26 protein-coding genes are annotated in these 27,000 nt (G+C 36.9%); 20 read left to right on the top strand and 6 right to left on the bottom strand.

The features are described from left to right. Positions 1–8: 8 nt before the first annotated feature. From V3Z67_RS08715 to V3Z67_RS08700, 4 genes are read right to left on the bottom strand one after another with little or no spacing between them, the layout of a single operon-like run. On the bottom strand, positions 9–950 hold the full coding sequence (locus tag V3Z67_RS08715) for a GNAT family N-acetyltransferase (RefSeq protein WP_330442929.1): 942 nt from the start codon (positions 948–950) through the stop codon (positions 9–11). Beyond that, positions 937–2,433, bottom strand: a complete 1,497-nt coding sequence (locus tag V3Z67_RS08710) for a hypothetical protein (RefSeq protein ID WP_330442928.1) — start codon at positions 2,431–2,433, stop codon at positions 937–939. The genes V3Z67_RS08715 and V3Z67_RS08710 overlap by 14 nt, the downstream gene beginning before the upstream one ends. Before the next feature lie 2 nt (positions 2,434–2,435). Continuing rightward, entirely contained in the window at positions 2,436–3,818 is a 1,383-nt protein-coding gene (locus V3Z67_RS08705) for a class I SAM-dependent methyltransferase (RefSeq protein WP_330442927.1), read from the bottom strand. After that, positions 3,802–3,999, bottom strand: a complete 198-nt coding sequence (locus V3Z67_RS08700) for a hypothetical protein (RefSeq protein WP_330442926.1) — start codon at positions 3,997–3,999, stop codon at positions 3,802–3,804. The genes V3Z67_RS08705 and V3Z67_RS08700 overlap by 17 nt, the downstream gene beginning before the upstream one ends. Positions 4,000–4,157: 158 nt before the next feature. Here V3Z67_RS08700 and V3Z67_RS08695 point away from each other — a divergent pair, with 158 nt between their 5' ends. From V3Z67_RS08695 to V3Z67_RS08685, 3 genes are all read left to right on the top strand, one after another. After that, positions 4,158–6,623, top strand: a complete 2,466-nt coding sequence (locus tag V3Z67_RS08695; protein ID WP_330442925.1) for a gliding motility-associated C-terminal domain-containing protein — start codon at positions 4,158–4,160, stop codon at positions 6,621–6,623. 13 nt (positions 6,624–6,636) lie between these two features. Then, positions 6,637–7,200, top strand: a complete 564-nt coding sequence (locus V3Z67_RS08690; RefSeq protein WP_330442924.1) for a hypothetical protein — start codon at positions 6,637–6,639, stop codon at positions 7,198–7,200. Between the two features lie 85 nt (positions 7,201–7,285). Next, positions 7,286–7,867 (top strand): hypothetical protein, encoded by a 582-nt coding sequence (locus V3Z67_RS08685; protein ID WP_330442923.1) that lies wholly within the window; start codon positions 7,286–7,288, stop codon positions 7,865–7,867. Here the strand turns inward: V3Z67_RS08685 and V3Z67_RS08680 are convergent. Together V3Z67_RS08680 and V3Z67_RS08675 are read right to left on the bottom strand one after the other, a co-directional pair. Further along, entirely contained in the window at positions 7,864–8,469 is a 606-nt protein-coding gene (locus V3Z67_RS08680; protein WP_330442922.1) for a trimeric intracellular cation channel family protein, read from the bottom strand. The two genes, V3Z67_RS08685 and V3Z67_RS08680, sit on opposite strands and share 4 nt — an antisense overlap. Next, positions 8,469–9,209, bottom strand: coding sequence for an RDD family protein (locus tag V3Z67_RS08675; RefSeq protein ID WP_330442921.1), 741 nt, complete (start codon positions 9,207–9,209; stop codon positions 8,469–8,471). Before V3Z67_RS08675 ends, V3Z67_RS08680 begins: the two co-directional genes overlap by 1 nt. Before the next feature lie 21 nt (positions 9,210–9,230). Between V3Z67_RS08675 and V3Z67_RS08670 the strand changes: the two genes are divergently transcribed. The 17 genes from V3Z67_RS08670 to V3Z67_RS08590 all read left to right on the top strand — a co-directional run bounded on the left by V3Z67_RS08670 (position 9,231) and on the right by V3Z67_RS08590 (position 26,885). Then, positions 9,231–10,202: a stage II sporulation protein M gene (locus tag V3Z67_RS08670; RefSeq protein WP_330442920.1), complete on the top strand. Its 972-nt coding sequence runs from the start codon at positions 9,231–9,233 to the stop codon at positions 10,200–10,202. Continuing rightward, positions 10,195–11,112, top strand: coding sequence for a hypothetical protein (locus V3Z67_RS08665; protein WP_330442919.1), 918 nt, complete (start codon positions 10,195–10,197; stop codon positions 11,110–11,112). Before V3Z67_RS08670 ends, V3Z67_RS08665 begins: the two co-directional genes overlap by 8 nt. After that, the gene (locus V3Z67_RS08660) at positions 11,105–11,851 is read left to right on the top strand and encodes a DUF4129 domain-containing protein (RefSeq protein ID WP_330442918.1); all 747 of its coding nucleotides are present in this window, start codon (positions 11,105–11,107) and stop codon (positions 11,849–11,851) included. The genes V3Z67_RS08665 and V3Z67_RS08660 overlap by 8 nt, the downstream gene beginning before the upstream one ends. 2 nt (positions 11,852–11,853) lie before the next feature. Next, positions 11,854–13,047 carry a DUF4350 domain-containing protein gene (locus V3Z67_RS08655; RefSeq protein ID WP_330442917.1) on the top strand — a complete coding sequence of 398 codons (1,194 nt, stop codon included), beginning with the start codon at positions 11,854–11,856 and terminating at the stop codon, positions 13,045–13,047. Between the two features lie 116 nt (positions 13,048–13,163). Continuing rightward, complete coding sequence (locus tag V3Z67_RS08650) at positions 13,164–14,120, top strand: AAA family ATPase (protein ID WP_330442953.1); 957 nt, start codon at positions 13,164–13,166, stop codon at positions 14,118–14,120. Then, positions 14,120–15,451, top strand: a complete 1,332-nt coding sequence (locus tag V3Z67_RS08645; protein WP_330442916.1) for a DUF58 domain-containing protein — start codon at positions 14,120–14,122, stop codon at positions 15,449–15,451. The genes V3Z67_RS08650 and V3Z67_RS08645 overlap by 1 nt, the downstream gene beginning before the upstream one ends. A 41-nt stretch (positions 15,452–15,492) precedes the next feature. Continuing rightward, positions 15,493–16,281 carry a TrmH family RNA methyltransferase gene (locus tag V3Z67_RS08640; protein ID WP_330442915.1) on the top strand — a complete coding sequence of 263 codons (789 nt, stop codon included), beginning with the start codon at positions 15,493–15,495 and terminating at the stop codon, positions 16,279–16,281. Between the two features lie 66 nt (positions 16,282–16,347). After that, positions 16,348–16,755: a hypothetical protein gene (locus V3Z67_RS08635; protein WP_330442914.1), complete on the top strand. Its 408-nt coding sequence runs from the start codon at positions 16,348–16,350 to the stop codon at positions 16,753–16,755. Further along, positions 16,745–17,278 (top strand): hypothetical protein, encoded by a 534-nt coding sequence (locus V3Z67_RS08630; protein ID WP_330442913.1) that lies wholly within the window; start codon positions 16,745–16,747, stop codon positions 17,276–17,278. Before V3Z67_RS08635 ends, V3Z67_RS08630 begins: the two co-directional genes overlap by 11 nt. Continuing rightward, entirely contained in the window at positions 17,278–17,826 is a 549-nt protein-coding gene (locus tag V3Z67_RS08625; protein WP_330442912.1) for a cupin domain-containing protein, read from the top strand. The genes V3Z67_RS08630 and V3Z67_RS08625 overlap by 1 nt, the downstream gene beginning before the upstream one ends. A 100-nt stretch (positions 17,827–17,926) precedes the next feature. Then, positions 17,927–20,149: a RelA/SpoT family protein gene (locus V3Z67_RS08620; protein ID WP_330442911.1), complete on the top strand. Its 2,223-nt coding sequence runs from the start codon at positions 17,927–17,929 to the stop codon at positions 20,147–20,149. Next, a complete protein-coding gene (locus V3Z67_RS08615; protein WP_330442910.1) occupies positions 20,149–20,490 on the top strand; it encodes a hypothetical protein in 342 nt (113 codons plus the stop codon). Before V3Z67_RS08620 ends, V3Z67_RS08615 begins: the two co-directional genes overlap by 1 nt. A gap of 51 nt (positions 20,491–20,541) precedes the next feature. Next, positions 20,542–20,994 carry a Fur family transcriptional regulator gene (locus V3Z67_RS08610; RefSeq protein ID WP_330442909.1) on the top strand — a complete coding sequence of 151 codons (453 nt, stop codon included), beginning with the start codon at positions 20,542–20,544 and terminating at the stop codon, positions 20,992–20,994. 107 nt (positions 20,995–21,101) lie between these two features. Further along, a complete protein-coding gene (locus V3Z67_RS08605) occupies positions 21,102–22,373 on the top strand; it encodes an adenylosuccinate synthase (RefSeq protein WP_330442908.1) in 1,272 nt (423 codons plus the stop codon). 134 nt (positions 22,374–22,507) lie between these two features. Next, on the top strand, positions 22,508–24,169 hold the full coding sequence (locus tag V3Z67_RS08600) for an OstA-like protein (protein ID WP_330442907.1): 1,662 nt from the start codon (positions 22,508–22,510) through the stop codon (positions 24,167–24,169). 14 nt (positions 24,170–24,183) lie between these two features. Then, positions 24,184–25,371 carry an aspartate aminotransferase family protein gene (locus V3Z67_RS08595; protein WP_330442906.1) on the top strand — a complete coding sequence of 396 codons (1,188 nt, stop codon included), beginning with the start codon at positions 24,184–24,186 and terminating at the stop codon, positions 25,369–25,371. 116 nt (positions 25,372–25,487) lie between these two features. Beyond that, positions 25,488–26,885 carry a tetratricopeptide repeat protein gene (locus tag V3Z67_RS08590; RefSeq protein WP_330442905.1) on the top strand — a complete coding sequence of 466 codons (1,398 nt, stop codon included), beginning with the start codon at positions 25,488–25,490 and terminating at the stop codon, positions 26,883–26,885. The last annotated feature ends 115 nt before the right edge of the window (positions 26,886–27,000 follow it).

The following is a 27,000-nucleotide window of genomic DNA, read 5'->3' as shown; positions in this document are numbered from 1 at the left end:
GATTAATTTTATCCTATTTCCAACTCATAAAAGTCCTGTACCACAATGCGGGCACCAAAACTCTCTTTCCAAAACAAAACACCTTCGTTTATAGTTTTGCGGTCGTCACCAAAAGAAGGTCCTAAATCAAAGTATCTCTTATCTTTAAAAAGGGTTGTTATTAACTGCGAATACAGATAATCAATGCTCCCCAGTTCATTCTTATCGGGTGTAGCCGATATATATTGCGGCTTAGCAACCGTATCAGTAACAAACATAGTTGTTCCGGCTACGATTTCCCCATTATGATAAACATTAAAATGTTTTATGTTTTGAGGGAACTTGCTGTACAGCATTTTAATTTCTTCAAGCGTATGTACAGGGCGTGCTTCATGTTTCCTTTTAAGATTAGGTATTAAAACCTTACCCCAAAACAAGCCAAATTCGGGCTCTTCAACAATGGTAAGCTTGTTCTTCTCCCCTCTTCTTATAGCCTCTTTTCGCTTTCTTGTAAAAGGCAGCGGATTTTCTTGATCGTATACAGATACCCCGTCACGCCTTACCAATTTTGCTCCTAAATTAAACAAAGTAAACTCGGCCTCCTGAGCAGGATATTTATGATATATAGCAGGCACCTGCTTTAGGCAAAGCTTATTTATACCTTCATTCTTTAGAAAAGTGATAAGTGTAGTAAAAATCTCTGTAATGGCTAGCTGCTTAGTTTTAGGAGTATAAATGAGTCCGCCATAGGTAAGCCCCTGGTGTGAATACACAACACCATTATCCACATTAGCAGGAAGCACAGCAATTAGCTTATCTTCCTGAAATACCAGTAGTGAATAATCGGTAAAACGATCACTATGATATTCCATAAAATCTCTTTGAAACAAAAATGTACCGTTTTTGGACTCAGCTATAAAATCATTCCAAAGCGAGTAATGGGTAGTATTATATTTCTCAATCCTGTACATTTTCTAACTTTTCAAATACATGTTTCCCTTCGGCATCAATATAAATATATATTTCCTGAGGTTCTTTAAGATGAACATAACTTGCATCCTCCTGCAGGTTGTTTAATAATGCTTTGTCCTGAGAAAGATATGAAAACACAACCCTAAACAGGTTTACATTTGTTTTTAAATCTTTGTCAAACAGTTTAGCATTATCATCGTTCCATTTAATAGCCAGCAAAGTCCCGAACATTGAGTTCTTTTTAAGCTTATTATTTGTTTTATACTGACTTTGTAAACTATAGGCAAAACCTGCAAAACCACCATGATCTGCACCTATAATGATAATACCGTTAGGGTCGTTTTTAGTAATGTAGCCTATTAACTCTTCCAGCCAAACGTTAGCATCCTTAATACCATTTAGGTATGTAGCTCTCTCGGTGTCTATTTCTTTTTCAAGCTCATTATCCAAAAGCTTTTTATAAACACTAATATGCCCCGGAGTAAACTTTTCTACAAAGAAAAAATTCCCTCCCTGAGATGTATTTTGCATTTGTTGCTTTAAGTCCTCTATGACATTATAATTTTGAGACCAACCATCTTTTAAAAACGGAATATCACTATAAGCCACATTACAAAAATCATATCCCAAATCAGGTCTGTTTATTAACAGGTAAGGCTTTTCAGTTATAAAATGAGTTTTATAATCATTATGCTTTAATGTTCGTAACACAGCATTATCTCCCACAATAATATCTCTGGCACTATACTCCTCAATATCGCCTGCACAATAGTGATGTTTCATGGAGAAGGTTGCCGAGTTAGACAGTAATGTAGAATAGTAATTAGACCTTTGGTTTGGATATACTGTAAAGCCATTATTGTTTAGATATGTCCAAAAAGTACTGTTATCAAAATTATGGATACTATCTTTAAGGTTTACAGGGTTTGTATAGCCATCGGGCTGAATGTAGTATATATTAGGTTTCTTTTTAAAAGTAACCTGTTCAATAGTATCAGGTTGTTTTTGCCATTGGGTACTTCGTTTGGTAAAAGCAGCTTCTAAAATAGGCGGCAGGTTAAAAACCGAAAGAAAAAACAGCAGTACAATAAAAAGCTTATAATACTTTCTGTATTTTTTAGAAATAAACCAGCTAACAAGCATTATAGCCACAAGTGTTCCTTTCTCTGTAAACGGTAAAGCAATCAGTTCAAAAATGTAGTAAAAAAACAAAACAGGCATCACTACAAAAAGGTAGTTTTTCCTGTAGTTTTCCATTTTAAACAGCGGCAGTATTTTGTATCCGGCATACAAAACCACAACAGGAACAAGCACATAATAAGCCGTAAAAAATAAAAACTGAACTAACGAATTCGCTAAGGCAAAATTACCGGAGTAATAAAACAACATAAGATAAAACCCAACAGCCAAACCTGCCAGTACAGGAGTATCTTTATCCGAATTAATAAAATCTAAAATACGCTGCCTTAGTTTTTCTATCATACTTATTTCCTTTTGAGTAAAAACATTGTTCTGTGTGTGTTAGGTATTTTCTGTTTTTCTAAAACATCAAAATACACACTGTATTCCTTTTCAAAGTCGGTAAGATTATAACCGTCAAAGTGATTTTTAAACTCACGTTTGCTCTTTAAAAGGAAATCAACCCACGAGTCTTCCCTATCGGGAAACTCAATGATAAGATATGGCGTTAAGGAAGCAAACAGCTTTGCCGACATATCAAAAGGTACATTACCCGTAAGGGAGATATGATGTATTAAAGCTAGTGCCATAGCCACATCATAATTGGCATTTTTAATCCTGTCCAGTAATGAATCTCTTTCGGTATTGTTTAGCCCTATGCCCGGTACAGGGTTAACCAAATCACTTACCAACGGTAAAATATTAGTTTCCTTTTGCTTTAGTACCTCAACATAGTTTTGATCTACCGCATTTGGGTCAATATCTGTTACCAGTATCTCTTTGGCTAAATCTTTAAGAACTCTTGAGAAAGTACCGTCGTTACCGCCAAAATCAATTAGCTTATCGGCATTAATACCCTGATACCATTTCCTTATCAGGTCTTTTTTATAAGCAAACGAGTCGGCATCGTAGTTAGTTACGCTATAGTAATCTTTCCACTCTGTTTTCTCATTAAGTTCAAGGTCTTTTATATAGTTATATAAAGAATCGAGTATTTTGATTTGCGACTCTTTAGGTATATTAACTTTCTTTTCTTTACCGCTTTCCTTATTACTGCTGTATTTTAAATCATATTTTGCAGTAAGGTAAATATTAGTGTACAGTACAGGGCTAAACCTGCATTTAAACGGTAGCATTTTAGCCACTTTATCTAACGGAACCCCATCAATATACTGCAACATTATTTTAAGCATATCGTTACCGTAGTATTTTGCTAAAAGTAACGGAGCGAAAAAGTGCATTAAAAACTGCTTGTAGGCTCTCCAGGGTTCACCTTCGTTGTAAAAATCAAACGAAAGCGTATCTACAAATATTGGCTTTCCTTTATGGTAAGTTATATTAAAAGCTGTTGCATCTTTAAGACTATAACCATTTTGCAGGCAATACTTTTGCAGCTTTAAGGTATGCAAAGCCACATGCTTGTATTGATTAAAACTCCACTCATACGGATAGGAAAAAAAAGATATATTTTCGGGTTTTAGGGTTACCCCTGTTTGTGTTGACTCTGTTTCCTCATGCGGGATTAGGAGTCCTGCCTTAAAAAGCTTTTCATAAAAACCACTACCCTTAAGCGAGTTGTACTGCTCAAAATAAATGGGGTTTACCTGCCTGAAAACCTGCCCTTGGTTAGTAAAAACATAACCGGACGGATCCCTGAAGGAAGAAGAATGCCTATTCTTTGTCTGCATCTGATTTCTCTTCTATATCAATATCACCTAAAAGATCTTCTCCCTGCTTTTTACCGAAAATCGATTTAAGCTTTAGGCTTATCCTTTTATAAAATAAAGCTATGGAAGCCCCTATCGCTACTAAAAACTGAACAATAAGTGCTCCTGTACCTGGATCGAAATATAAAAGTATATGACTCATAATTGTAATTTGAACTGGTAAAAATAAAAAATTCTGCGGCATATAGAGAATTAATCATACCTAATCGCTAAAAACATCCTTTTTATTACCTATTTAGGTAAAAAACAGCAGCTTTGGTAAATATTTTCTATTTTTAAGCAAAAAATAAAAACCAAGCAGTGAAGAGAAAACTACTTCCTTTTATACTATTATTACTTTATACTTTAACCGCAAACAGCCAGGTAGATATTGAGCTATACGAACAGTTTAACGGCAGGTATGATTTCACCTTTGTAGGTAACACATTAAACCTGCAACCTAATGGTGCAGGGGTAGACTGTAGTATACTTACCTCATCGTCGGCAGAACTTACACTTAACCCCGATGACACGATACTTAGAGCTTACCTGTACTGGGCAGGATCGGGCAGCGGAGATTTTGAAATTCAGCTAAACGGACAGGATGTAGTGGCATCACGTACCTTCCCTGTAGTATTTACCAGTAGTACTGATTTTATACCCCGTGATTTTTTTAGTGCCTTTGCAGATGTAACTACACTGGTGCAAACTACCGGAAACGGTACTTATACAGTGTCTGATCTCGACCTTACCGATGTTATTAATAACGATGTACCGCCCACACAAAACCTTTACTGTGTAAACGGAACCAACTTTGGAGGATGGGCTATTTTTGTGGTTTATGAAAATGACAATCTTCCGCTTAACCAGCTTAACCTTTATGACGGCTTACAGTTTGTACCAAACTCAATAGATATTGAACTCCCAAGCCTTAATGTTATTGATAACATAGGTGCCAAAATAGGTTTTATAGCCTGGGAAGGTGATGAGAACATTGCTAATAATGAAGTGCTTTCCATAAACGGAAACGTTTTGGGCAACCCTCCGTTAAACCCATCAAACAATGCTTTTAACGGTACTAATAGCGTAACAGGAGCCAGTGACATGTACAACATGGATTTGGATATTTACGACATCCAAAACCTTATACAGATTGGTGATGAGTCGGCAGATATTAGTCTGGAATCAGGTCAGGATTTTGTAATGGTAAATGCCATTATTACCAAACTTAACAGTCAGCTGCCCGATGCTACCATAGAGTTAGATGATATTACCCTAGCCTGTAATTCATTAGTCATTGAGGCCGACTATACTGTATACAACGTTAACAGTACCGACCTGCTTCCTGCAGGTACTCCCATAGCTATATATGCCGATGGTGTACTGGTAGCTACAACGCAAACACAAACCGAACTCCCTATTGACGGAAATGAAAGTGGTTCTATAACTATTACTCTACCCGCAGGAACTCCAACCGATTTTGAACTTGTTTTTGTTGTGGATGATAATGGTACGGGAACAGGTACAATTACTGAAACTAATGAGAATAACAACAGCTTTAGTGTAGATGTAAGCCTATGGATGTCTCCGCCATTTCAACAATTGGAAGACATAACCGTTTGCGAAACATTTAATGGCAGCGGCATTGGTATTTTTGATTTTTCGGCTTATGAGGAAGAACTTAAAAACTCTCCTACTGATGTAGTCCGTTTTTACACTTCTATGGAGAATGCTGAAAACGAAACCGATCATATTACCAACCCCGAGAACTATACTTCAAACGGACCTTCACAAATTATTTATGCCCGCCTGCAGGATGAGAACGGATGTTACAGTATAGGTGCTTTTGCGCTGCATGCTGTAGACTGCCTTTTCCCCGATGCTACTATATCTACAAACAATATTGAAAAATCGTGTGACTCACGAATAATAGAAGTTGCCTTTACGGTTTACAATTTAGACAGCGACGATATACTGCCGGCAGGGACACCAATATCCATTTATGCCAACGGACAGTTTATCGAGTATACCGAAACCCTATTAGACATCGCCATAGGCGGAAGTGAGGACGATGTAATTGTACTTACCATACCCGGTGGTATACCTATGGATTTTGAACTTACTTTTGTGGTTGATGACGATGGTACAGGGAACGGAATTGTACAGGAGATTGATGAAACTAATAACAGCTACAGCATAAACGTATCGCTGGTATCATCTCCTGTAATTACTGGACTGGAAGATATAATTTCCTGTAACGAAGGGTTTGGTTTGGGTACTTTTGATTTTTCTGATTATGAACAAAGCCTGAAACAAAACCCCGATGACATTGTAGCTTTTTACCTTACCCAACAGGATGCCGAACAAGGAATTAATCCTATAACTAATACTTCACAATTTATAACTACCGATAACCCTCAGGAAATTTTTGTGAGGTTAAACGATGAGTTTTGCTACAGTGTAGCATCATTTTTGCTCTATACCAAAAACTGTCCGCCACAAACCTACAATTATGTTACTCCAAACGGCGATGGCATAAATGACACTTTTTTTGTAAGAGGGCTGCGTAACATCTTCCTTAACTTTAAAATGAGCATTTATAATCGTTGGGGAGCACTGGTATGGATAGGTGACCACAGTAAGGAAGACTGGGACGGAATAGCCAGCGAAGCCAAAGTAGGAGCCGATAGCAGAACTGTACCTGTAGGCACGTACTACTTTGTACTGGAGCTTAACGAACCTGATTATCCGCAACCTATAGTAGGCTGGGTATATGTAAGCAAATAACACACAACTTATTATGAATTCAAAAGGCTGGAAAAGTTTTGCAGAACACATTAATGGAGAATACTTTAAAAAAGGATTTTGGTACCCGCCTAAAGTTAAAAAAGTACATAATGGTCATTCCGTTATATTTGAAAATTACTCTACAGGTGGCGAAGCACCTGTAACGTGTACAAAGGTTTACACCTACATTATTCCAAAAAAATATTTTGAATTTCATATATACAACAGCAGCATATTCAGCTCAATAGGAAAATATTTCGGCATGCAGGATATAGAAACCGGTGATCCTGTTTTTGATAAAAACTACATTGTAAAAAGTAATGATGGGTTTAAGGTAAAACAGTTACTACGAGACCCGAAAGTAAAACATGAAATTGAAAACTTTAAACGTATAAATTTAAAACTCTCAAAACCCGGGAAACTTTGGAAAAAACTTCCTGAAGGGGCTTATGAGCTTGAGTTTATAACGGAAAGAGACATTCATGATTACAGGGAGCTTGAAACAATTTACCTTCTCATAACTACAGTATTAGATCAGTTAGAAGAAATAGGTGTTCTTAACAAGAAAACAATATAAATACTTATATAAATAAGTAACAATACATTTATACAAGCTACTAATAGCATAATAACATTGATGTCTCTGAACAAAAAACCTTACTATGAAGCCTGAAAAATGGAATGATTTTGCCGAATACATTAATGGTGAGTTTATAAAAGAAAATAATTGGCACTCTGCTAAGGCCATTAAAAAGTATAAAGACCATATAGTGGTTTTTGATAACCATATAGCTTATCAAACGGTTAATAACACGACAACTACACAAATTTACACAAGGGTAACTATTCCCATAAACACCAACTACGAATTCAATTTTGAAGTGTACAGAAGAAGCCTTCTAAGCAATATAGGCAAACTCTTTGGTATGCAGGACATAGAAATTGGACATACTAAATTCGACAGGGATTTTATTATAAAAAGTAATAATGGTTTTAAAATAAAGCAGCTTTTAAACAATCCGGAAGTAAGGCAATCCTTGGAACAACTTAAAGGAATTTATATCACAACCTCAAAAAAAGAGGGTATTTGGGGCAAAAAACTTCCTAAAGGCAAAACAGAACTTACACTCTATACCTATGATGACATAACCGATTTTGAAATGCTTAAAGCCTTTTATGACCTGTTAACTACTTTGACAGATAAACTTGAAAGTATGGATTATATAAAAAGTGAAGCTATCTAATTTTTACCCAGCGATGGCAACGACCATTTAAACATCACAGCCATTAGCCTAACGATAATAATAACCCCCGATGTAAGTATATAAAGGAGTCCGTTTGAAACATCGAGCACTTTTAGTAAAAAGAAAACCCCACCACCTAAAATACAGATGGTGGCATATATTTCCCTTCTAAAAACAACAGGTATCTGGTTACATAATATATCGCGGGTCACTCCGCCAAAACAGGCCGTCATGGTACCCAGAGCAATACAAATTACAGGATGCAGGTTAACATCCAGTCCTTTTTCAAGCCCTATAAGAGTAAAAACACCAAGTCCAATAGTATCAAAAAAGAAAAGGGATGTGCGTAGCTTATCCAGTTTTTTCCTGAATATTATGGCCAGTATAAACCCGGCAGTAATCACATACATATAGTTAAGGTCCTGCATCCACCCTACCGGTGTGCGGCCTATAAGTACATCACGCAAAGTACCGCCGCCAACAGCTGTTACAAAGGCAATGACAAATACCCCAAACGGGTCCATTTTTTTGTTTAGCGCCGTTAGCACCCCCGATATGGCAAAAGCCATAGTCCCTAAAATATCAAGAAGGTAAAAAAACATTACATGTTTTGAGTGTAGTAGTTATAATCTTTTATAATAGTATCCACAAAAGCCATAGGACTACTGGAAACCGATTTTATCCCGGTTACCGATTCGATTTTGCTAACCAGTTTGGCAATAATTTCATAATCGGCAGATTTTACTGCAGTCTCATACGTTTCCTTAATGATCCTCACATCATTATCACTAAGTTTTATAACCAGCGAATAAGTAGGGACATAGTCACTTTTAAGCTCCTTTAATATGGTATGGTCAATATTAATTTTGTTTTTAAGTGTAATTACGGCCGTACCTGCTGCCATATCACCTATTCGTTGTGTTTTATCGCTTATTATCATAACAATAAGTCCTATAAAACTAAGGGGTGGCGTTACCTCGATTATCCTGAAAAGCCATCTTATAAGATAATCGGCAAAGCTGGACTGATAGCCGTCTATTTTTATCACCTTTATCTTCAAAATCTTTTTCCCTACAGTTTGCCCTTCCATCAAATTTTCAAAAAAGAGTGCATAAAAAACCACAGGCAGAGATATTAATCCATAAATCGCCATTAAAGAAGCCCCGTCTGTTTCGGCTAAATTTTCAATATTGAAAATATTGAAAAACAATACAATAATTACCGTATAGTAGGAAATAATAATTACTAAATCAAGCAAATACGCCAGTACTCTTTCGCCTATAGATGCCGTAGTAAAATTTATATTAACATTTTGAGTTGTGGTTATGGATAATTCTGACATATTTTTTATTTTAGCTTCCCTATGAGAGAAGTAGCATTTATAAAACAAAATAAAGAAAAATGGCTTGAATTTGAACAGGCTATTTTTGGTAAAGCTAAAAAAAATCCTGATGAATTAGCGAGTTTGTATATTCATTTGGTAAACGACCTCTCATTCGCACAAACCTACTATCCTAAAAGCAAAGCTGTTACCTATTTAAACCATCTTGCATCTATCACATATCAAAAAATTTATAAAACAAAGAGGGAAGAAAGCAACAGGTTTATAAGCTTCTTTAAAACAGAAGTTCCCCTAATAGTATATCAATACAGGCGATATGTTTTATATGCCTTTATACTTTTTACTGTTTTCACAGCCATTGGAGTTATATCTGCCATGAACGACACCACCTTTGTAAGACTAATACTGGGCGACCACTATGTAAACATGACTCTTGAAAACATAGAAAACGGAAATCCTGTAGCTGTTTATAAAAGCGGTAGTAATTGGGGAATGTGGTTTTCTATTACAAAAAACAATCTGGAGGTAGGGCTTAAATCCTTTTTCTTTGGGATATTTGGTGGCCTGGGTACTGCTTATATACTATTTAGAAATTGTGTTATGCTGGGATCATTCCAGTACTTTTTTATGGAACAGGGTGTTTTTTGGGAAAGTGTTCGCGGTATATGGATACATGGCGCCATGGAAATATTTGCTATGGTAATAGAAGCCGCAGCAGGCTTAATTTTAGGTGCATCATTACTGTTCCCTAAAACCTACTCACGTAAAGCCTCACTTAAAATGGGCTTTAAAAACAGTTTTAAAATTGTATTAGCCACTATGCCTTTTACTATAATGGCAGGTATACTGGAAGGTTTTGTAACCCGATATTCGCCGGATATGCCCCGCTTTTTAAATGTATTTATTATACTGGCTACTTTAGCACTTATATCATTTTACTTTTTAATTTACCCATTCATTGTACATAAAAAAACACACCTGAAAAATGTTTAAACTATACCGACTTCGTGATTTTAGCGCTCTTATTAACGACAGCTTTTCTTTTTTTAAATATCACGGGAAAAACTATTTTAAAAATTACTTCATTATAAATGGGGGAATACTTGTTGTAATAGCACTGCTTACTTACCTTACCACTAATGTTATTTTTACATCTATAGGTGATCTTAATTCACCGGGAGCACAGGAAATGCTTTTGGATTATTTTGATAACAATCTATGGTATTTTATTGGCGTAGGGGGTGTTATAGTACTACTATTAATGATACTTTCATTATTAAACTACAGTTACCCTGTACTATACCTTAAAACCCTGCAAAACAATCAAAAACCTACTGTTAAGGATATAGTAACGCTATTAAAATCAAACGCAGGGAAAATAATATTATTCCCTATTGCTTCATTAATAAGTTTTATACCTTTATTTACAATAATTGCTCTTATATCGGGATTCTTTATCGTGACAATAATTGGTATTCCGGTTGCCTGTATCATAATAGCAGCAATGGCAAGTTGGATGATGCTTTCTTTTTACGACAACATTACTACCGATAACGGTTTTTTCACTTCTTTCTCTAAAGGAATAACCATATTAACAAACCGTTTTTGGCAAAACGTAGGTGTAACAATAATAATAGCCATTGTAGTATTTTGTACTAATTTATTTTTCTCATTGATTCCTGAGTTATTATTAAAATTCACCCTGTTAACTGAAACTACCGACATTTCTTCTGTATCTGTAATTATTGCTATAATAAGCACTATTTTATCAGTATTTATAAGTTATTTATTAACCAATCTTACTGTTATTTCTCAGGGAATGATTTATTACAGCTATGAAGAATCAGTACATAACAATTCACTGGATTCAGAAATAGACTTAATTGGAGGTGAAAGTGAATAAAAAGCTTGCAATATTATATATAATTTGTATTTCATTTTTCCAGCCTGTTTTTGCCGATACTATTGAAAAAGACACCCTGAAAATCGAAATGCACTTTCCGCTTGCAGATACGGTTAAGTATACTCAAAGACAATTATCCCCTAACTTTAAAGATAAATATGAGGGTAAAGATTTTGTGTATGAGGTTAAACCGAGGGCTAAAACTGCATGGGATCGTTTTTGGGAATGGGTTGGACGCCTTATAAGAGACCTTTTAGGGGCAGGCGATAAAGCCTCAAACTCCTATTTTCTTATCTATACTTTAAGGACAATAGCGATAGCTTTAATTGGGTTTGTAATTTACCTAATAGTAACAGCGCTGCTTGGAAAAGACAAATACTGGATTTTTAAACGTTCGAGCAAAAAGATAACCGCCGAAGAAATAATGACAGAAAAACTGTCTCAGGCAAACTTTAAAGAGCTAATTGAAAAAACAAAACAGGAAGGCGATTACAGGCTGGCTACAAGGTATTACTACCTGTGGTTACTAAAACTGCTTACATACAGGGAAATAATAGAGTGGCATCCTGACAAAACCAATACAGATTATTTGTATGAAATAACTAATACAGAACTGAAAGAAAATTTTAAATACCTATCATACATTTATGACTATATATGGTATGGCGAATTTGAAATAAAAAATGACGCTTTTATCAAAGCAGAAAAAGCATTTACTAAAACCATTAATACTCTTTAACCATGAAAAAAAGCCTTATCATATATATGGTGCTGTTCGCCTTGGTTATAGCACTAATAATGGTGGTTGATGCTAACAAACCCGAACCTATAAGCTGGAGACCAAGTTATAAAACCGAAGAAAAAATCCCTTTAGGGCTATATGTTTTCGATAAAGAAGCCAAAACTATTTTTAAGGACAGTAAACTTAAAAAATTCAGCGTTACACCTTATGAATATATTACTCCCCTATACGACTATGATATTGACAATTATACCGAAAAGGGTACTTTTATAAATATTGATGTAACCAATAAGATTGACAACGAGTCGGTACAGGAACTACTGTATTTTGCCGAATACGGAAGTACGGTATTCCTTAGTATGCAGGACTTCCCTAAGGCTATTCTTGATTCACTGAAAATAGAAACATCTTATCGTTATTACAGTACCGATTCGTTAAAGCTTACTCTTGCCGATAAAACTAAAAATATCGACAAGTTATATTATAGCGAAGGGGTTGGGTTTACCTATTTTGATAAACTGGATACTTTAAACACCCTAATACTGGGTTACCAAAGGCTGGATAAGAAAAAAGATGTCAATTTCATTAAGGTTCCTTATGGTAACGGAGCTTTTATATTACATACACAACCTGCGGCATTTACTAATTTCCACCTTTTAAAAAATAATCATTACCACTATGCAGAACAGGTACTGTCATACCTCCCACAAGGTAATATATACTGGCACTCAAAATCGTTAATAGATGACCAACTTGAAGGCTCAGCTTTAAGATATTTCTTAAAACAACCTGCCTTTAAAGCTGTATATCGCTTAGGACTATTATGCCTGTTTATATTTATATTCTTTAATGCCCGAAGAAAACAACGTATTGTACATGATATACCTCCGGTAAAAAACACAACTATAGACTTTACCAAAACCATAGGTAACCTTTATTACCAGGAGAGAAACCATCATACCATAATCCAAAAGAAAATTATTTATTTCCTGGAACATATAAGAACGGTTTACCTTATAGATACTTCCAGCCTGAATAATGAGTTTGTAGAAAAACTACACCAAAAAACAGGAAAGCCTCTTGAAGATATTGAAAAAGCCGTAAGTTTGATAAAACGACACCGAAACAGCTTTGAAAGTAGCGAGGCTGATGTGATACAGATTAATAAAGCAATAGAAAAACTGATACTATAATGGAATCATTTGAAAATAATAACACCGAAAACAATCCGGAGAACCTTACTAATACAGAAAACCACACACCGGAAAACAATAATACCGAAACGCAAAGCGACAACATTAACTTTGGTATGAGGCTTGATTTAAACGAGCTGCAACAAAGCATAAACGATGTTAAGCAGGAAATAGGCAATGTTATTGTGGGGCAACACAAAATGATAGACAGGCTGCTTGTCGCCATACTGTCTAACGGACACGTATTGCTTGAGGGTGTACCGGGAGTTGCAAAAACCATTACAGCCAAGCTTTTGGCAAAAACCCTTTCTCTTGATTTCAGCAGAATTCAGTTCACGCCCGACTTAATGCCTTCAGATATACTGGGAACATCGGTATTTGATATGTCTAAATCATCCTTTGATTTCAAAAAAGGACCTATATTCTCTAATTTCATACTGATTGATGAGATAAACAGGGCTCCGGCAAAAACACAGGCGGCGCTTTTTGAGGTGATGGAAGAAAGACAAATTACTATTGAAGGAAATAGCTATAAAATGGAATCTCCGTTTCTTGTAATAGCGACTCAAAACCCAATTGAGCAGGAAGGTACTTATCGTCTTCCGGAAGCACAGCTGGATCGTTTCCTTTTCAAAATTACAATAGACTATCCAAAACTTGAAGAAGAGATTGCTATACTGCAAAGAGAAAATGCATTACAAAACAAAGAGAAATTACAGGATGTAAAAACCATACTTTCTCAGGCAAACATCATAAAATACCAGTCACTGGTAAAACAAATTGTTATAGAGCCACAGCTTTTAGAGTACATTGCTAAGCTTGTAGCAAACACACGTGACAATGCTTTCCTTTACCTTGGAGCTTCTCCACGCGCCTCGATCGCCATACTAAATGCTGCAAAAGGATATGCAGCCCTTAGAGGCAGGGACTTTGTAACGCCTGATGATATTAAAGATTCTGCTGTACCTGTACTGCAACACCGTGTTGTAATAGCACCGGAAAGAGAAATGGAAGGACTTACCGGAGAACAGATAATAAGACAGATAATTGACACTGTAGAAATTCCGCGTTAATGAAAAAGTGGCTTAAGCAAATATATCTTAACAATTTCTTTTTCTATGTATTTATAGGCATACTAATAAGCTTCACAGTAGCTTATTTTATACCTGCACTATACCATGTAACCTGGATTTTGTTTTACATTTTTATTGCCTTTACGGCGATTGATTTTGTATTGCTTTTTACCAACCAAAAGTTTAAGGCATCCAGAAACACGCCCGAAAAGTTCTCTAACGGAGATGAAAACCCTGTTACAGTAACCATGGAAAGCGGTTATAATTTCCCGGTACATGCAAAAATTATAGATGAGATTCCGTTTCAGTTTCAGGAACGTAATTTTGAAATTAAAAAGAAACTCTCTACCAATAAGGAAGAAACCCTTAAATACCAGCTTAGACCGTTAGAAAGGGGCGAATACCACTTTGGGAAACTAAATATTTACATCTCTTCTCCGCTACAGCTGGCATGCAGGAGGTTTATTTTTGACGAAGGTAAAATGGTACCCACCTACCCTTCGTTCATTCAGCTTAAAAAGTACGACCTTATCGCTTTTTCTAATACACTTATGCAGTATGGATTAAAAAAAATAAGGCGCATAGGTCATACTATGGAGTTTGAACAAATTAAAGAGTATGTATCGGGCGATGATATTCGTACCATAAACTGGAAAGCCACTGCTAAAAGAAAACAGCTTATGGTAAACCAGTTTCAGGACGAAAAATCACAAAACGTTTACATGGCTATAGATAAAGGCCGTGTTATGAAAATGCCTTTTAACGGGTTAAGCCTTTTGGATTATGCCATTAACTCAACCCTTGTACTTTCTAACGTTATCTTAAAAAAACAGGATAAGGCAGGTATGTTCTCCTTTTCCAAAAAGGTAGAAAACCGTGTTGCATCTGAAAGGCGTACTTCCCAAATGCAAAAAATAATGGACAACCTGTATAATGTTGAGACCGATTTTTTTGAAAGTGACTACGGCAGGTTGTATGCCGATATTAAAAGGAATATCAACCACAGGAGCCTTATTATTTTATATACCAACTTTGAAACTATGGACGGGCTTAAAAGGCAGTTACCCTACCTAAAAGCTATTTCAAAAAACCATCTTCTTGTGGTTGTATTTTTTGAAAATACCGAGCTGGATGAGTTTATCAATAAAAAGGCGGATGATATACAGGAAGTGTATGACAAGGTGATTGCCGAAAAGTTTGCTTTTGAGAAAAGGCTTATTGTAAGCGAACTAAAGAAATACGGTATCCATTCGGTACTAACAAAACCCGAAAACCTTACTATAGAAAGCATCAATAAGTATTTAGAGATAAAAGCAAGGGGTATATTATAATTAATATACTTTGTACCTTTACTGCCTTTAACCCTGCTTACATGAAACAGATTTCAAGTACACAAAATCCCTATATAAAATCGCTTGTACAACTTCAGGACAAAGCCAAAGCCCGCAGGCAAAGCGGAACTTTTCTTATTGAAGGGCAACGAGAAATAATGCTTGCTGCAAAAGGCGGCTATACTGCCGAAACAATTTTGTTTGTACCCGATATGATTAGCGAATCTCAGGTAAGGGAACTAAGCCAGCCTGATACCGAATTAATTGAAATAAGCAGGGACGTATACCAAAAACTAGCCTATCGTGATACTACCGAAGGGATTTTGGCTGTTGCAAAAACAAAAACATTAAGCCTTGATGATTTAAAACTAGGTGACAATCCTTTAATAATGGTAGCCGAAGCTACCGAAAAACCGGGTAATATTGGCGCTATACTTCGTACTGCTGACGCCGCTAACCTGGATGCGGTTATTATTGCCAATCCTAAAAGCGACATGTACAATCCAAATATTGTACGCTCCAGCGTAGGTTGCCTGTTTACAAATCAAATTGCCACAGGTAGTACTACCGAAGTAATTGAATACCTTAAAAACAAAGGGATAAGCATATACTGTGCAACCTTACAGGAGTCTACCTACTACCATACACAAAACTACACCACCCCTACCGCACTTGTTGTAGGCACCGAAGCTACGGGACTAACACAGGAATGGAGGGATGCATCTACCAAAAATATTATTATACCCATGCAGGGCGAAATCGATTCCATGAACGTTTCTGTAGCGGCTGCAATACTTATTTTTGAAGCGAAAAGACAGAGAGGTTTTTAACTTCAACTTTATACTATAAATACCGGGAAAACCGTTACTTTACTAAATTTATTCCTGTATAAATTTATGGAGCATATAAGCGTATCCTATCATTTACTAATTCCAAGTCTTATTTGTAGTATAGGGCTTTGTATTATATGCTTTAATTTAAAAAAATTACTAGCTAGAAATAAAGTATTCTGGATAGCGGCTATTGCTTTCTTTACTATCTACCTGTTTATTGTGGGTAGCGCATTATACGACACTTATTACTACGAGTGGAGCCTTAATCAATACGATCTTAATAAAGACGGAATATTTTCGGGGAACGAAATTAACGAGGATCAAAAAAAAGCTATGCAAAACCTAATTAATGACTCCGGAAGAAACTTTTCTTTCATTACAGGCTTTATATTTGCATTAATAGTATCATCAGTCATTTATCTGTCAGGACGCCTAATCAGTAAAAACAACAAAATAAAAAATGCACACTAAACTATTAGCCTTATTCATTACACTTATTTCTTTTACTGTTTATGCTCAGGAAAACGAGGGTATTAACTGGGACGAGTCGACCATAAACGACAAAATAAAACTCAGCATCCCGCTTAGCGAGTTTCAGGATCGTTATAAAAGTGCCGATAGTACTGCTACTGTTTACAGATATTCGTGCACTGATATGCAGGAAAAAGAAACCGAATTTTACTACTACAAAGGTGTAGGTTTTGAGTTGGTTAACGATACATTGCACTTTAGAAATATTGATTTTACCGCTCGAAAAGCAATGTATTTTGCTACAGATGACGACTGGTTTGACCATACTACAAAACTAAAAAGCTTTGGCCGTTCTTTCCCCGAACAGTCTCAGTACATAGAAGACCTTTATGACGAAGCAACTAACGAAGAGTACCAAAGAGTAGTGATTTTCCCGAGAAACCTTTCGGCAGACTACGAATGGAATTTCAATTTTAAAGACGGAAAACTCTCCTCTATTGAATATGTAGAAAACTGCATGTAATGGGTACACCAAAAACCTATCATAACCCCATAAACGGGGAATATACCAAAATACTGGAAAGCGCTGCCGATACTAATGGAGAATATACCTTTCTTGAAGTAAGCCTTATGCCGGGAGGAGGGAATCCGCCACATTACCACACTAAGTTTACCGAAGAGTTTATTGCTGTAAAAGGGCTGCTGGGCATACAGTACAAAAAACAGGATATTCACCTTAAACCCGGTGAGAGCAGGCTGGTACCCATACGCACCGTGCATCGTTTTTTTAATGATACCGATGAAGAAATTGTTTTCAGGATCATACTCCGCAAAGGTCAACCCGGTTTTGAGAACTTTATAAAAACCCTTTTCGGGCTGGTAAACGACGGCAAAACAACCAAAAGGCAAACACCTAAAAACCCGTTGCACGCGGCACTATTATTACGCTGGGGTGATACTTATTTAAAAAATCCGTTTTTTTACCTCCTTACCCCTTTTGCCGGACTGGCATATTTTTTGGCTAAGATTACAAAAACCGATACTAAACTGCAAAACAAATACTGCCGTTAATCCCTATAAAATAAGGCTATACCATTATAAGATAATGTGATGTAACCCTATTGTAAATGTTAATATATTTGACTATTTTTAAGGCTAGTGTTACAGATATATGATAGAGATAGATATAGAACAGGAAAACAAGGCAATTGCCAAAGAGTACAAAGAGCTACTGCGCATTAGTTACCAAACCCTTACAGAGGAAGACAAAAAACTGATACGTAAGGCTTTTGACGTGGCTGTAGATGCCCATAAGGACCAAAGAAGGAAATCGGGAGAAGCATACATCTTCCACCCTATTGCCGTAGCCAAAATTGTAGCTGCCGAAATTGGTTTAGGTGCTACCTCTATTGCCTGTGCCCTTATGCATGATGTGGTTGAAGATACCGATATTACCGTGGAAGACATCGAGAAGATGTTTAACCCTAAAATAGCACAAATTGTTGCCGGACTTACCAAAATTGCCAAGGTAAAAACCGATCAGGAAATATCAATACAGGCAGAAAACTTCCGTAAAATGCTGCTTACCCTTAATGATGACGTTAGGGTAATACTTATCAAAATTGCCGACAGGCTGCACAATATGCAGACTATGGAATCGATGGTTGACTATAAGCAGGCAAAAATAGCATCGGAAACCCTTTACATATATGCCCCACTGGCACACCGTCTTGGTTTATACAACATTAAAACCGAGCTGGAAGATCTTGGCCTTAAGTATACAGAGCCCGAAACTTACAATGATATTGTGAGTAAAATGAAGGAGAGCAAGGAAGAGCAGGATGCTTATATCAAATCTATTTCAGATGTGCTTAAGGATTCCTTAAATGGTGAAGGTATTGAATACAATATTAAAGGAAGACCAAAATCCATATACTCCATAAGGAGAAAAATGCTGGCACAGGGCGTTACCTTCGACGAGGTTTACGATAAATTTGCCCTTCGTATTATTTATAAAGCCAAACCACAGGAAGAAAAATTCCTGGCATGGAAAATATACTCCATTGTTACAGATCATTACAGGCCAAGCCCCAGCAGGTTAAGGGACTGGATATCTTCACCTAAATCTACCGGATATGAAGCCCTGCATATTACCGTAATGGGACCTAAAGGACGATGGGTAGAAGTACAGATTCGTAGTGAACGTATGGACGAGATTGCCGAAAAAGGTTATGCAGCACACTATAAATACAAAGGTAATGGCGGTGAAGAACACGGGTTGGAAACATGGCTTAACCTTTTAAAAGAGGCGCTGGAAAACACATCGGGCAGTGCTGTTGATTTTGTGGAGGATTTTAAACTGAACCTCTACTCTAAGGAGATTTATGTATTTACACCAAAAGGAGATATTAAATCATTACCTAAAGGGGCAACATCACTGGATTTTGCTTTCAGCATCCACTCTGAAATCGGTATAAAAACAAGAGGTACACGTGTAAATGGTAAACTGGTTCCGTTAAACCACGTGCTTAACAGCGGGGATCAGGTAGAGATTATTACTTCTGCCAACCAAAAACCGAATCCACACTGGCTGGACTATGTAACCACCTCACGTGCCCGAAACAAAATAAAGAACGTACTTAACGAAAGTACCAAGAAGATTGCCGAAGAAGGTAAAGAACTGCTTACACGTAAACTACGCCACCTTAAGGTTACACTTAATGAGAGTGTGGTTAACGAACTGGTTAACTATTTTAAGCTAAAAACCAGTCTGGATTTATTTTACCGCGTGGGTGTAGGTACTATAGATAACCAACAGCTTAAAGAGTTTGCTGCGCTTAAGAGCAATACCTTTATGAACTTCTTTAAGGGCAATAAAATTAAGCGTACGCCAAGCCATCCGCAGGAGCAGGTACATAAAGATGAAATCAGCAGGAATTATGACCTGTTGGTATTTGGTAAAGATCAGGATAAACTGGACTATAAACTTGCCAACTGCTGTAACCCTATACCGGGAGACGATGTGTTTGGTTTTGTAACCATAAATGAAGGAATCAAGGTGCATAAAAAAGACTGTCCAAACGCCATAAGGCTACAGTCTAATTATGCTTACCGTATTATGCCTGCAAAATGGATAGACTCTTCTCAGGAAGAATTTAAGGCTACCCTTAAAATCACCGGTATGGATACACTGGGTCTTGCCAACGAGATTACCAAGGTAATATCAAACAACATGCATGTAAACATACAAAGCATATCCCTTAGCGGAAATGCCGGAATATTTAACGGACAGGTATCGGTTATTGTACAAAACAACACCATACTTAAAAAACTAATGGAAAATATTAAAAAGATAGACGGTATTGATAAAGTAACAAGAATTACCAACAATTAATGTGGTTTAGAAAAAAACATAAAGACCCCGTAAATCCGCTTTCTTATCATGAAAGCGGATTTAATCTTAATGACCAACACATTAAATGGAACGAAATACGCAAGGTAACAGCTTATAAGGAAGACCTCATAACTGTAGACTGTATACATGTAAATATTGAGATGGAAAACAATATAGCTTTTACCCTACATGAAGATTTATCAATATACAATGAGTTTATGAAAAAACTCCAAGATAATGTACAAATAAGTCTGGCTTGGTTTCAAAATGTGGCTTTTCCTGCTTTTGGGAGAAATGAGGCTGTTATTTATGATAAGAGTAAAATCAGTTTTAGCCAATAACCTTTTACTTCACAAAATTTAGTTTATCTTTGCACTTTGATTCACAAACTGATGGAAGAGAATAAAAACCAGGAGATTGTAAAAAATGTTTTCACGAAGTACCTTGAAGATAAGGGACATCGCAAAACCCCTGAGCGTTATGCTATACTTCAGGAAATATACAACAGCCAGGAGCATTTTGATATAGAGTCACTTTATATCAAAATGAAAAACAAAAACTACCGTGTTAGCCGTGCTACGCTATACAATACTATAGAACTGCTTTTGGAAAGCGGCCTTGTAAGAAGGCACCAGTTTGGCCAAAATCAGGCTCACTACGAGAAATCGTATTTTGACAAGCAACATGATCACATTATCATGACAGATACCGGAGAGGTTATAGAGTTTTGCGATCCAAGGATACAAAGCATCAAAAAAACCATAGAGGAAATTTTTGGTATTGAAATTCATAACCATTCTTTATACCTTTACGGCCAGAAAAAACAACCTGCTACCGATAATTAATTCGGTTGCATAAAGAGATATAATAAACCAACTCTTTCTAAGAAGTTGGTTTTTATTTTGTTAAGAACATACAATATCAGCATAATATAAACAAACAAGAACACAGAATGACTGTAGATTTGCTACTTGGGTTACAATGGGGAGACGAAGGCAAGGGTAAAATTGTTGACGTACTAACTTCTAAATATGATATTATTGCCCGTTTTCAGGGAGGGCCTAATGCAGGGCACACTCTTGAATTTGACGGCATAAAACATGTTTTAAGAACTATTCCATCCGGAATTTTCCATGAAAGCTCCGTTAACATCATCGGTAACGGTGTGGTTATGGATCCGGTTGTTTTCCAAAAAGAACTGGAAGGCCTTGAAAAATTCAATATCGATATTAAATCAAGACTGCTTATATCCAGAAAAGCACATCTTATCTTACCTACTCACCGTTTGCTTGATGCAGCATCTGAAGCTTCAAAAGGTAAGGCAAAAATTGGTTCTACATTAAAAGGTATCGGCCCTACTTATATGGACAAAACCGGAAGAAACGGTATCCGTGTAGGTGATATTGAGCTGGAAGACTTTAAAGAGCGTTACAGAGCTTTAGCTGATAAGCACGAGGCTATGATTTCTTTTTATGATGTAAACCTTCAATACAACCTTAAAGAAATGGAAGAGGAGTTCTTTGCAGCTGTAGAAGCACTTAAAGAACTTACCTTTATAGACAGTGAAGCTTACCTAAACCAGGCACTTAAGGATGGTAAATCTATCCTTGCAGAAGGTGCACAGGGATCACTTCTTGATATTGACTTTGGTACATATCCGTTTGTTACATCATCAAACACAACTGCTGCAGGAGCATGTACCGGTTTAGGTATTGCACCAAACAGGGTTAAAGATGTATTCGGTATCTTTAAAGCATACACTACACGTGTGGGTAGTGGACCATTCCCTACTGAACTTTTTGACGAAGTTGGATCTACAATGGCTAAAGTGGGTAACGAGTTCGGTTCTGTTACAGGACGTGCAAGACGTTGCGGATGGCTAGACCTTGTAGCACTTAAATATGCTGTACAGGTTAATGGTGTAACTCAGCTTTACATGATGAAAGGTGACGTGCTTTCGGGCTTTGAAACCCTTCAGGTTTGTACTGCATACAAATACAAAGGACAGGAAATAGACCACCTTCCTTACAACATTGAGCCGGAAAACGTAGAGCCGGTATATGTTGAGAAAAAAGGCTGGAATGCCGATCTTACCGGAATGACTTCTTACGAAGAGTTTCCGCCAGAATTAAAAGAATACATCGAGTTTATTGAGAAAGAACTGGAAGTACCTATCAAAGTTATCTCTGTAGGGCCGGACAGAACTCAAACAATAATAAAATAATAGCAAAGCGCTTTAGAATTCTAAAGCGCTTTTTTTTTTACACTTTGGTTCGGTTATTGCTCTAACACAACAGTTATAAACAATTAAGGTTAGTGAATTGTATTTTACTTAAATTTGCAACAAATTTTTACACATTGAAAAAACTGTTTTTTATTCTGCTCTCATTTTTAGCTTTTTACAGCTCCCCTGCCCTTGCTCAGGAAAAAATAAAAGTACTGCATACTGACTATACCGATAAAAACGAAAACGAAGTACCGGGAGCTATTACCCTTATAGGCAATGTTGAAGTAGAGCATAACGGTTCTATCATGAAGTGTAACAAGGCCTATATACTGGAAAAGGAAAACTACCTAAAGGCTTATGGTAACATAAAATTCAATCAGGGGGACACTCTGCATATGAATAGTGATTATGCCGAATATAACGGCAACAAGAACTTTGCATTTGCATCGGGCAATGTAGTGATGCGTTCGCCGGAAATGACCCTTACTACCGATACCATTTATTTTGACCGAAACAAACAGGAGGCTTATTACAATTCGTATGGTACCATAGTAAACGGAGACAATACACTTAAAAGTAAGTCGGGAAGGTTTTATGCCAACCAAAAGAAATATCAGTTCCTTACAGCGGTTACATTAACCAATCCGCAATATGTATTAAAGTCAAACCATCTTGATTATTATACCAACTCGGGGCACTCCTATGTATTCGGACCAACAACTATTACCAGTGAGGAGAACTATATTTATACCGAGAAAGGTTTTTATGACACTAAAAAGAATTTTGCACACCTGTTAACCAACTCCTACATTAAATATGACACTCAGGTTATAAAGGGTGATAGCATTTATTATGACAGGAACAGGGAATTCTCATCGGCAACTAATAATGTAAGGGTTACCGATACCGTAAATAAATTTGTAGCAAGAGGGCATTATGCCGAAGTATACAAACAACTGGATTCCCTATACCTTACAAAAAGAGCCGAAGTGGTTACACTGGTAGAGAAAGATTCGCTTTATACTCATGCCAAACAAATTGTAATTACCGGTAAGGAAGGCGAAAGAGTTGTAAGAGGTTATAACAATGCACGTTTCTACAAAGTAGATATGAGTGGTAAGTGTGATTCTATACATTCTGAAGAGGTAACCGGACTTACACAGCTTATTGGTCGCCCTGTGATATGGAATGGTAAAAGCCAGCTTACAGGCGATGTTATGCATCTTATATCAGACACTAAAACCGAGAAACTGGACTCTCTAAAGGTAATCAACAATGCCTTTATGATACAACTGGATACTATATCGGCTAAAAACACACCTAACAACCCTAACTATAACCAGATAAAAGGAAAAAACCTGTATGGTAAGTTTAAAGATAACAAACTCTCGTATGTAGAGTTTAATAAAAACACCGAAAAGGTACTTTATAATTATGACAAGGAGAACCTAATAGGGATAGACAAAAGTGTGAGCAGTAAAATCACCATGACTTTCGTAGACAATCAGTTGGCCGAGGTGTATTCGGTTACTAACGTAGACGCTACAACTTATCCTCCCAGCATGTTCCCCGATAATATTAAAAAACTAAGGGGCTTTATTTGGCGTGGCGATGAGATTATTGAAAAACGGGAAGATATTTTCCCGCCTGAAGAACAGGAACTTCACGAACAAATCGTAAAAGAAAGTCTGGAAAAGAAAAAAGAAGAAGACACACCTATGGAAGTGCTTCAGGAAACACTTGATTACGACAAGAACAACCCTAAGCCTAAACCTCCTGTAAATAAAGAATAACACATTTACATTATATGATTAATGACTTTTTAAAGTACCAGGCACAAACTTCTCCTTACCCGCTGGGGATGGAAGTTTCACATGCCAGGGGCTCTTATATATATGATACTAACAACAAAGCCTATCTTGACTTTGTAGCCGGAGTATCGGCAGCCAGTCTGGGGCATCAGCACCCAAGGGTAAACAATGCCATAATCGATCAGCTTAATAAGTATTCGCATGTTATGGTATATGGCGAATATGCACAGCATCCTGCCACCGAGTTTTGTAGGCTTTTAGCCCAAAACCTTCCTGCGAAGCTTAACAAGACCTACCTAACCAATTCGGGTACCGAAGCGACCGAAGGAGCTTTAAAACTGGCACGCAGGGTTACAGGCAGGAGTCAGCTAATATCATGTTTTAACGCCTACCACGGCAACACTATGGGTTCTATGAGCGTTATGGGGTTTGAGGAGCGCAAGCAAATATTCAGACCTTTAATTCCGGATGTAGACTTCATTACGTTTAACAACGAAGAAGACCTGCTAAAAATAACCACAAAAACGGCCGGTATTATACTGGAAACCATTCAGGGTGGTGCAGGATTCATTCAGCCGCAAAACGATTTCCTTAGGAAAGTAAGGGAACGCTGTGACGAAGTGGGTGCGGTAATGATACTCGACGAGATACAACCGGGCTTTGGCCGTACGGGAAAACTTTTCGGTTTTCAAAACTATGATATCGTTCCTGACGTAATTATTATGGGAAAAGGTATGGGCGGAGGAATGCCTGTGGGCGCCTTCACCGCATCGGAAGAGATGATGGATCTGCTTAGCCATGATCCTAAACTGGGGCATATTACCACCTTTGGCGGACATCCGGTTATTGCAGCAGCTTGTCTTGCTACATTGCAGGAGCTGACGGAAACCGACATAATGACACAAACCCTGGAAAAGGAAAAACTGTTTAGAGAGCTACTGGTACACCCCTTAATAGAAGATGTAAGAGGTCGCGGACTCATGCTTGCCGCAATGACCAAAAGCGATGATATCACTAACAGAGCCATTTTAAGATGCCAGGAAAAAGGACTTATTCTTTTCTGGTTACTGTTTGAAGGCAAGGCCATAAGGATTACTCCTCCCCTAACTATCTCAAACGAAGAGATTAAAGAGGGATGTGGCATTATTATTGAAGTATTAAATGAGATTTTAGCAGAACAATAACAAGATTAAACCCTCAAAAAATTGTTAATTAAATTGTTCAAAACAAATAAGGATATATTCTTATTGAGTGTTACATTTTGTAACTTTAATAAGGATAATTTTAAACTAAAGGGAGTATGAATTTGAGCCACGAAGAAGAAGATCGCAGTTTATCCTTATCAAAGTTCGAATCAATGTTGAAAACCAACAAAGTATTCTTCTTTGATTCCGAAGAGTTTGAAGATATTATTCTTCATTATCTTGACTCCGGAAAAATTAATTTAGCTAAGAAGGCCTTAAAATTAGGTTTGGAACAACACCCCAAATCAACAGGCTTAAAATTAGTACAGGTTGAACTATTAGTGTTTGATGACAGGCTTGATATTGCCGAAAGATTACTTAACGATCTTTATGCCATCGAACCTACAAACGAAGAAATTTACATCCAAAAAGCCAATATTTATTCTAAAAGGGACCAACACGATAAAGCTGTAGAGTTGCTTAATGTTGCCCTTAAGTATACAGATGATTATGCTGATGTATACTCACTTATTGGTATGGAATACCTGTTTATGGATAACCTTGAACAGGCAAAAGAAAGTTTTATTAAGTGTCTTGAAGAAGATACTGACGACCACTCTGCATTATACAATGTAGTGTATTGCTTTGACTTTTTAGATCAAAACCTTGAAGCAATTGATTTCCTTAACAGCTTTATTGACCGAAACCCATACAGCGATGTAGCATGGCACCAGCTGGGCCGCCAGTACTATGCCGTAAACAATTTCGAGCAGGCGTTAAGGGCGTTTGATTATGCCACCCTAATTGACGAGAGTTTCCTTGGTGCTTTTCTTGAAAAAGCAAAAACCCTTGAAAAACTAAAACGTTATGAAGAAGCTATTGGGTGTTACAATATTACTATGGAGCTTGATGACCCAACCTCTTTTGCACTGCTTCGTGTAGGTAAGTGTTATGAAAAGCTTGGCAATCATGAAAAAGCTCTTAAGTTTTATTTAAAAACGGTTCATGAAGATCCGTTACTGGACAAGGCGTGGATAGCTATAACTGATTTTTATATCCGTCGCCAAAATTACCAGAAAGCACTTTACTATGCCAACAAAGCAATAGGCATAGACAACGAAAATAAAATGTACTGGAAACGCTATGCCGTAATTAACAAAGCGCTTAACTTCCATGAAGAAGCCGAAGAGGGTTACCGTAAAGCTGTAGAGTATGGCGATTACCAGTTAGATACATGGTTGTTTTGGACAGATACACTTCAGTTCCTTGGCGAGTATGAAACAGCTGCAAATACCCTACTACAGGCATCTGAATACTATCCTGAAGAGTATGAGGTAGAATACCGCCTTGCCGGATTGTATTTTATGATGCATCAGGAAGACAAAGGTGTTTTCCACCTTAGCAACGGGCTTAGGCTTAATTTTAAAAACCATGTTCTTTTAGAAGAGTTTTTCCCTATCATATGGGAAAACACTACCGTACAGGAAACTATTAAAAAGAACAGAGCGAAATAACAGAGAAATAAATACCGTAATATTGGCTGGCAACATAGAATTTATAATCTTTGTTGCCAGTTTTTATTTACAAAAACCCACCAACACATAAATTAACAATTAGAACACAGCCTGA

This window comes from Flavobacterium sp. C4GT6 (assembly GCF_036347315.1).
Classification (GTDB): Bacteria; Bacteroidota; Bacteroidia; order Flavobacteriales; family Flavobacteriaceae; genus Flavobacterium.
This window is presented reverse-complemented; position numbering and strand designations above follow the sequence as displayed.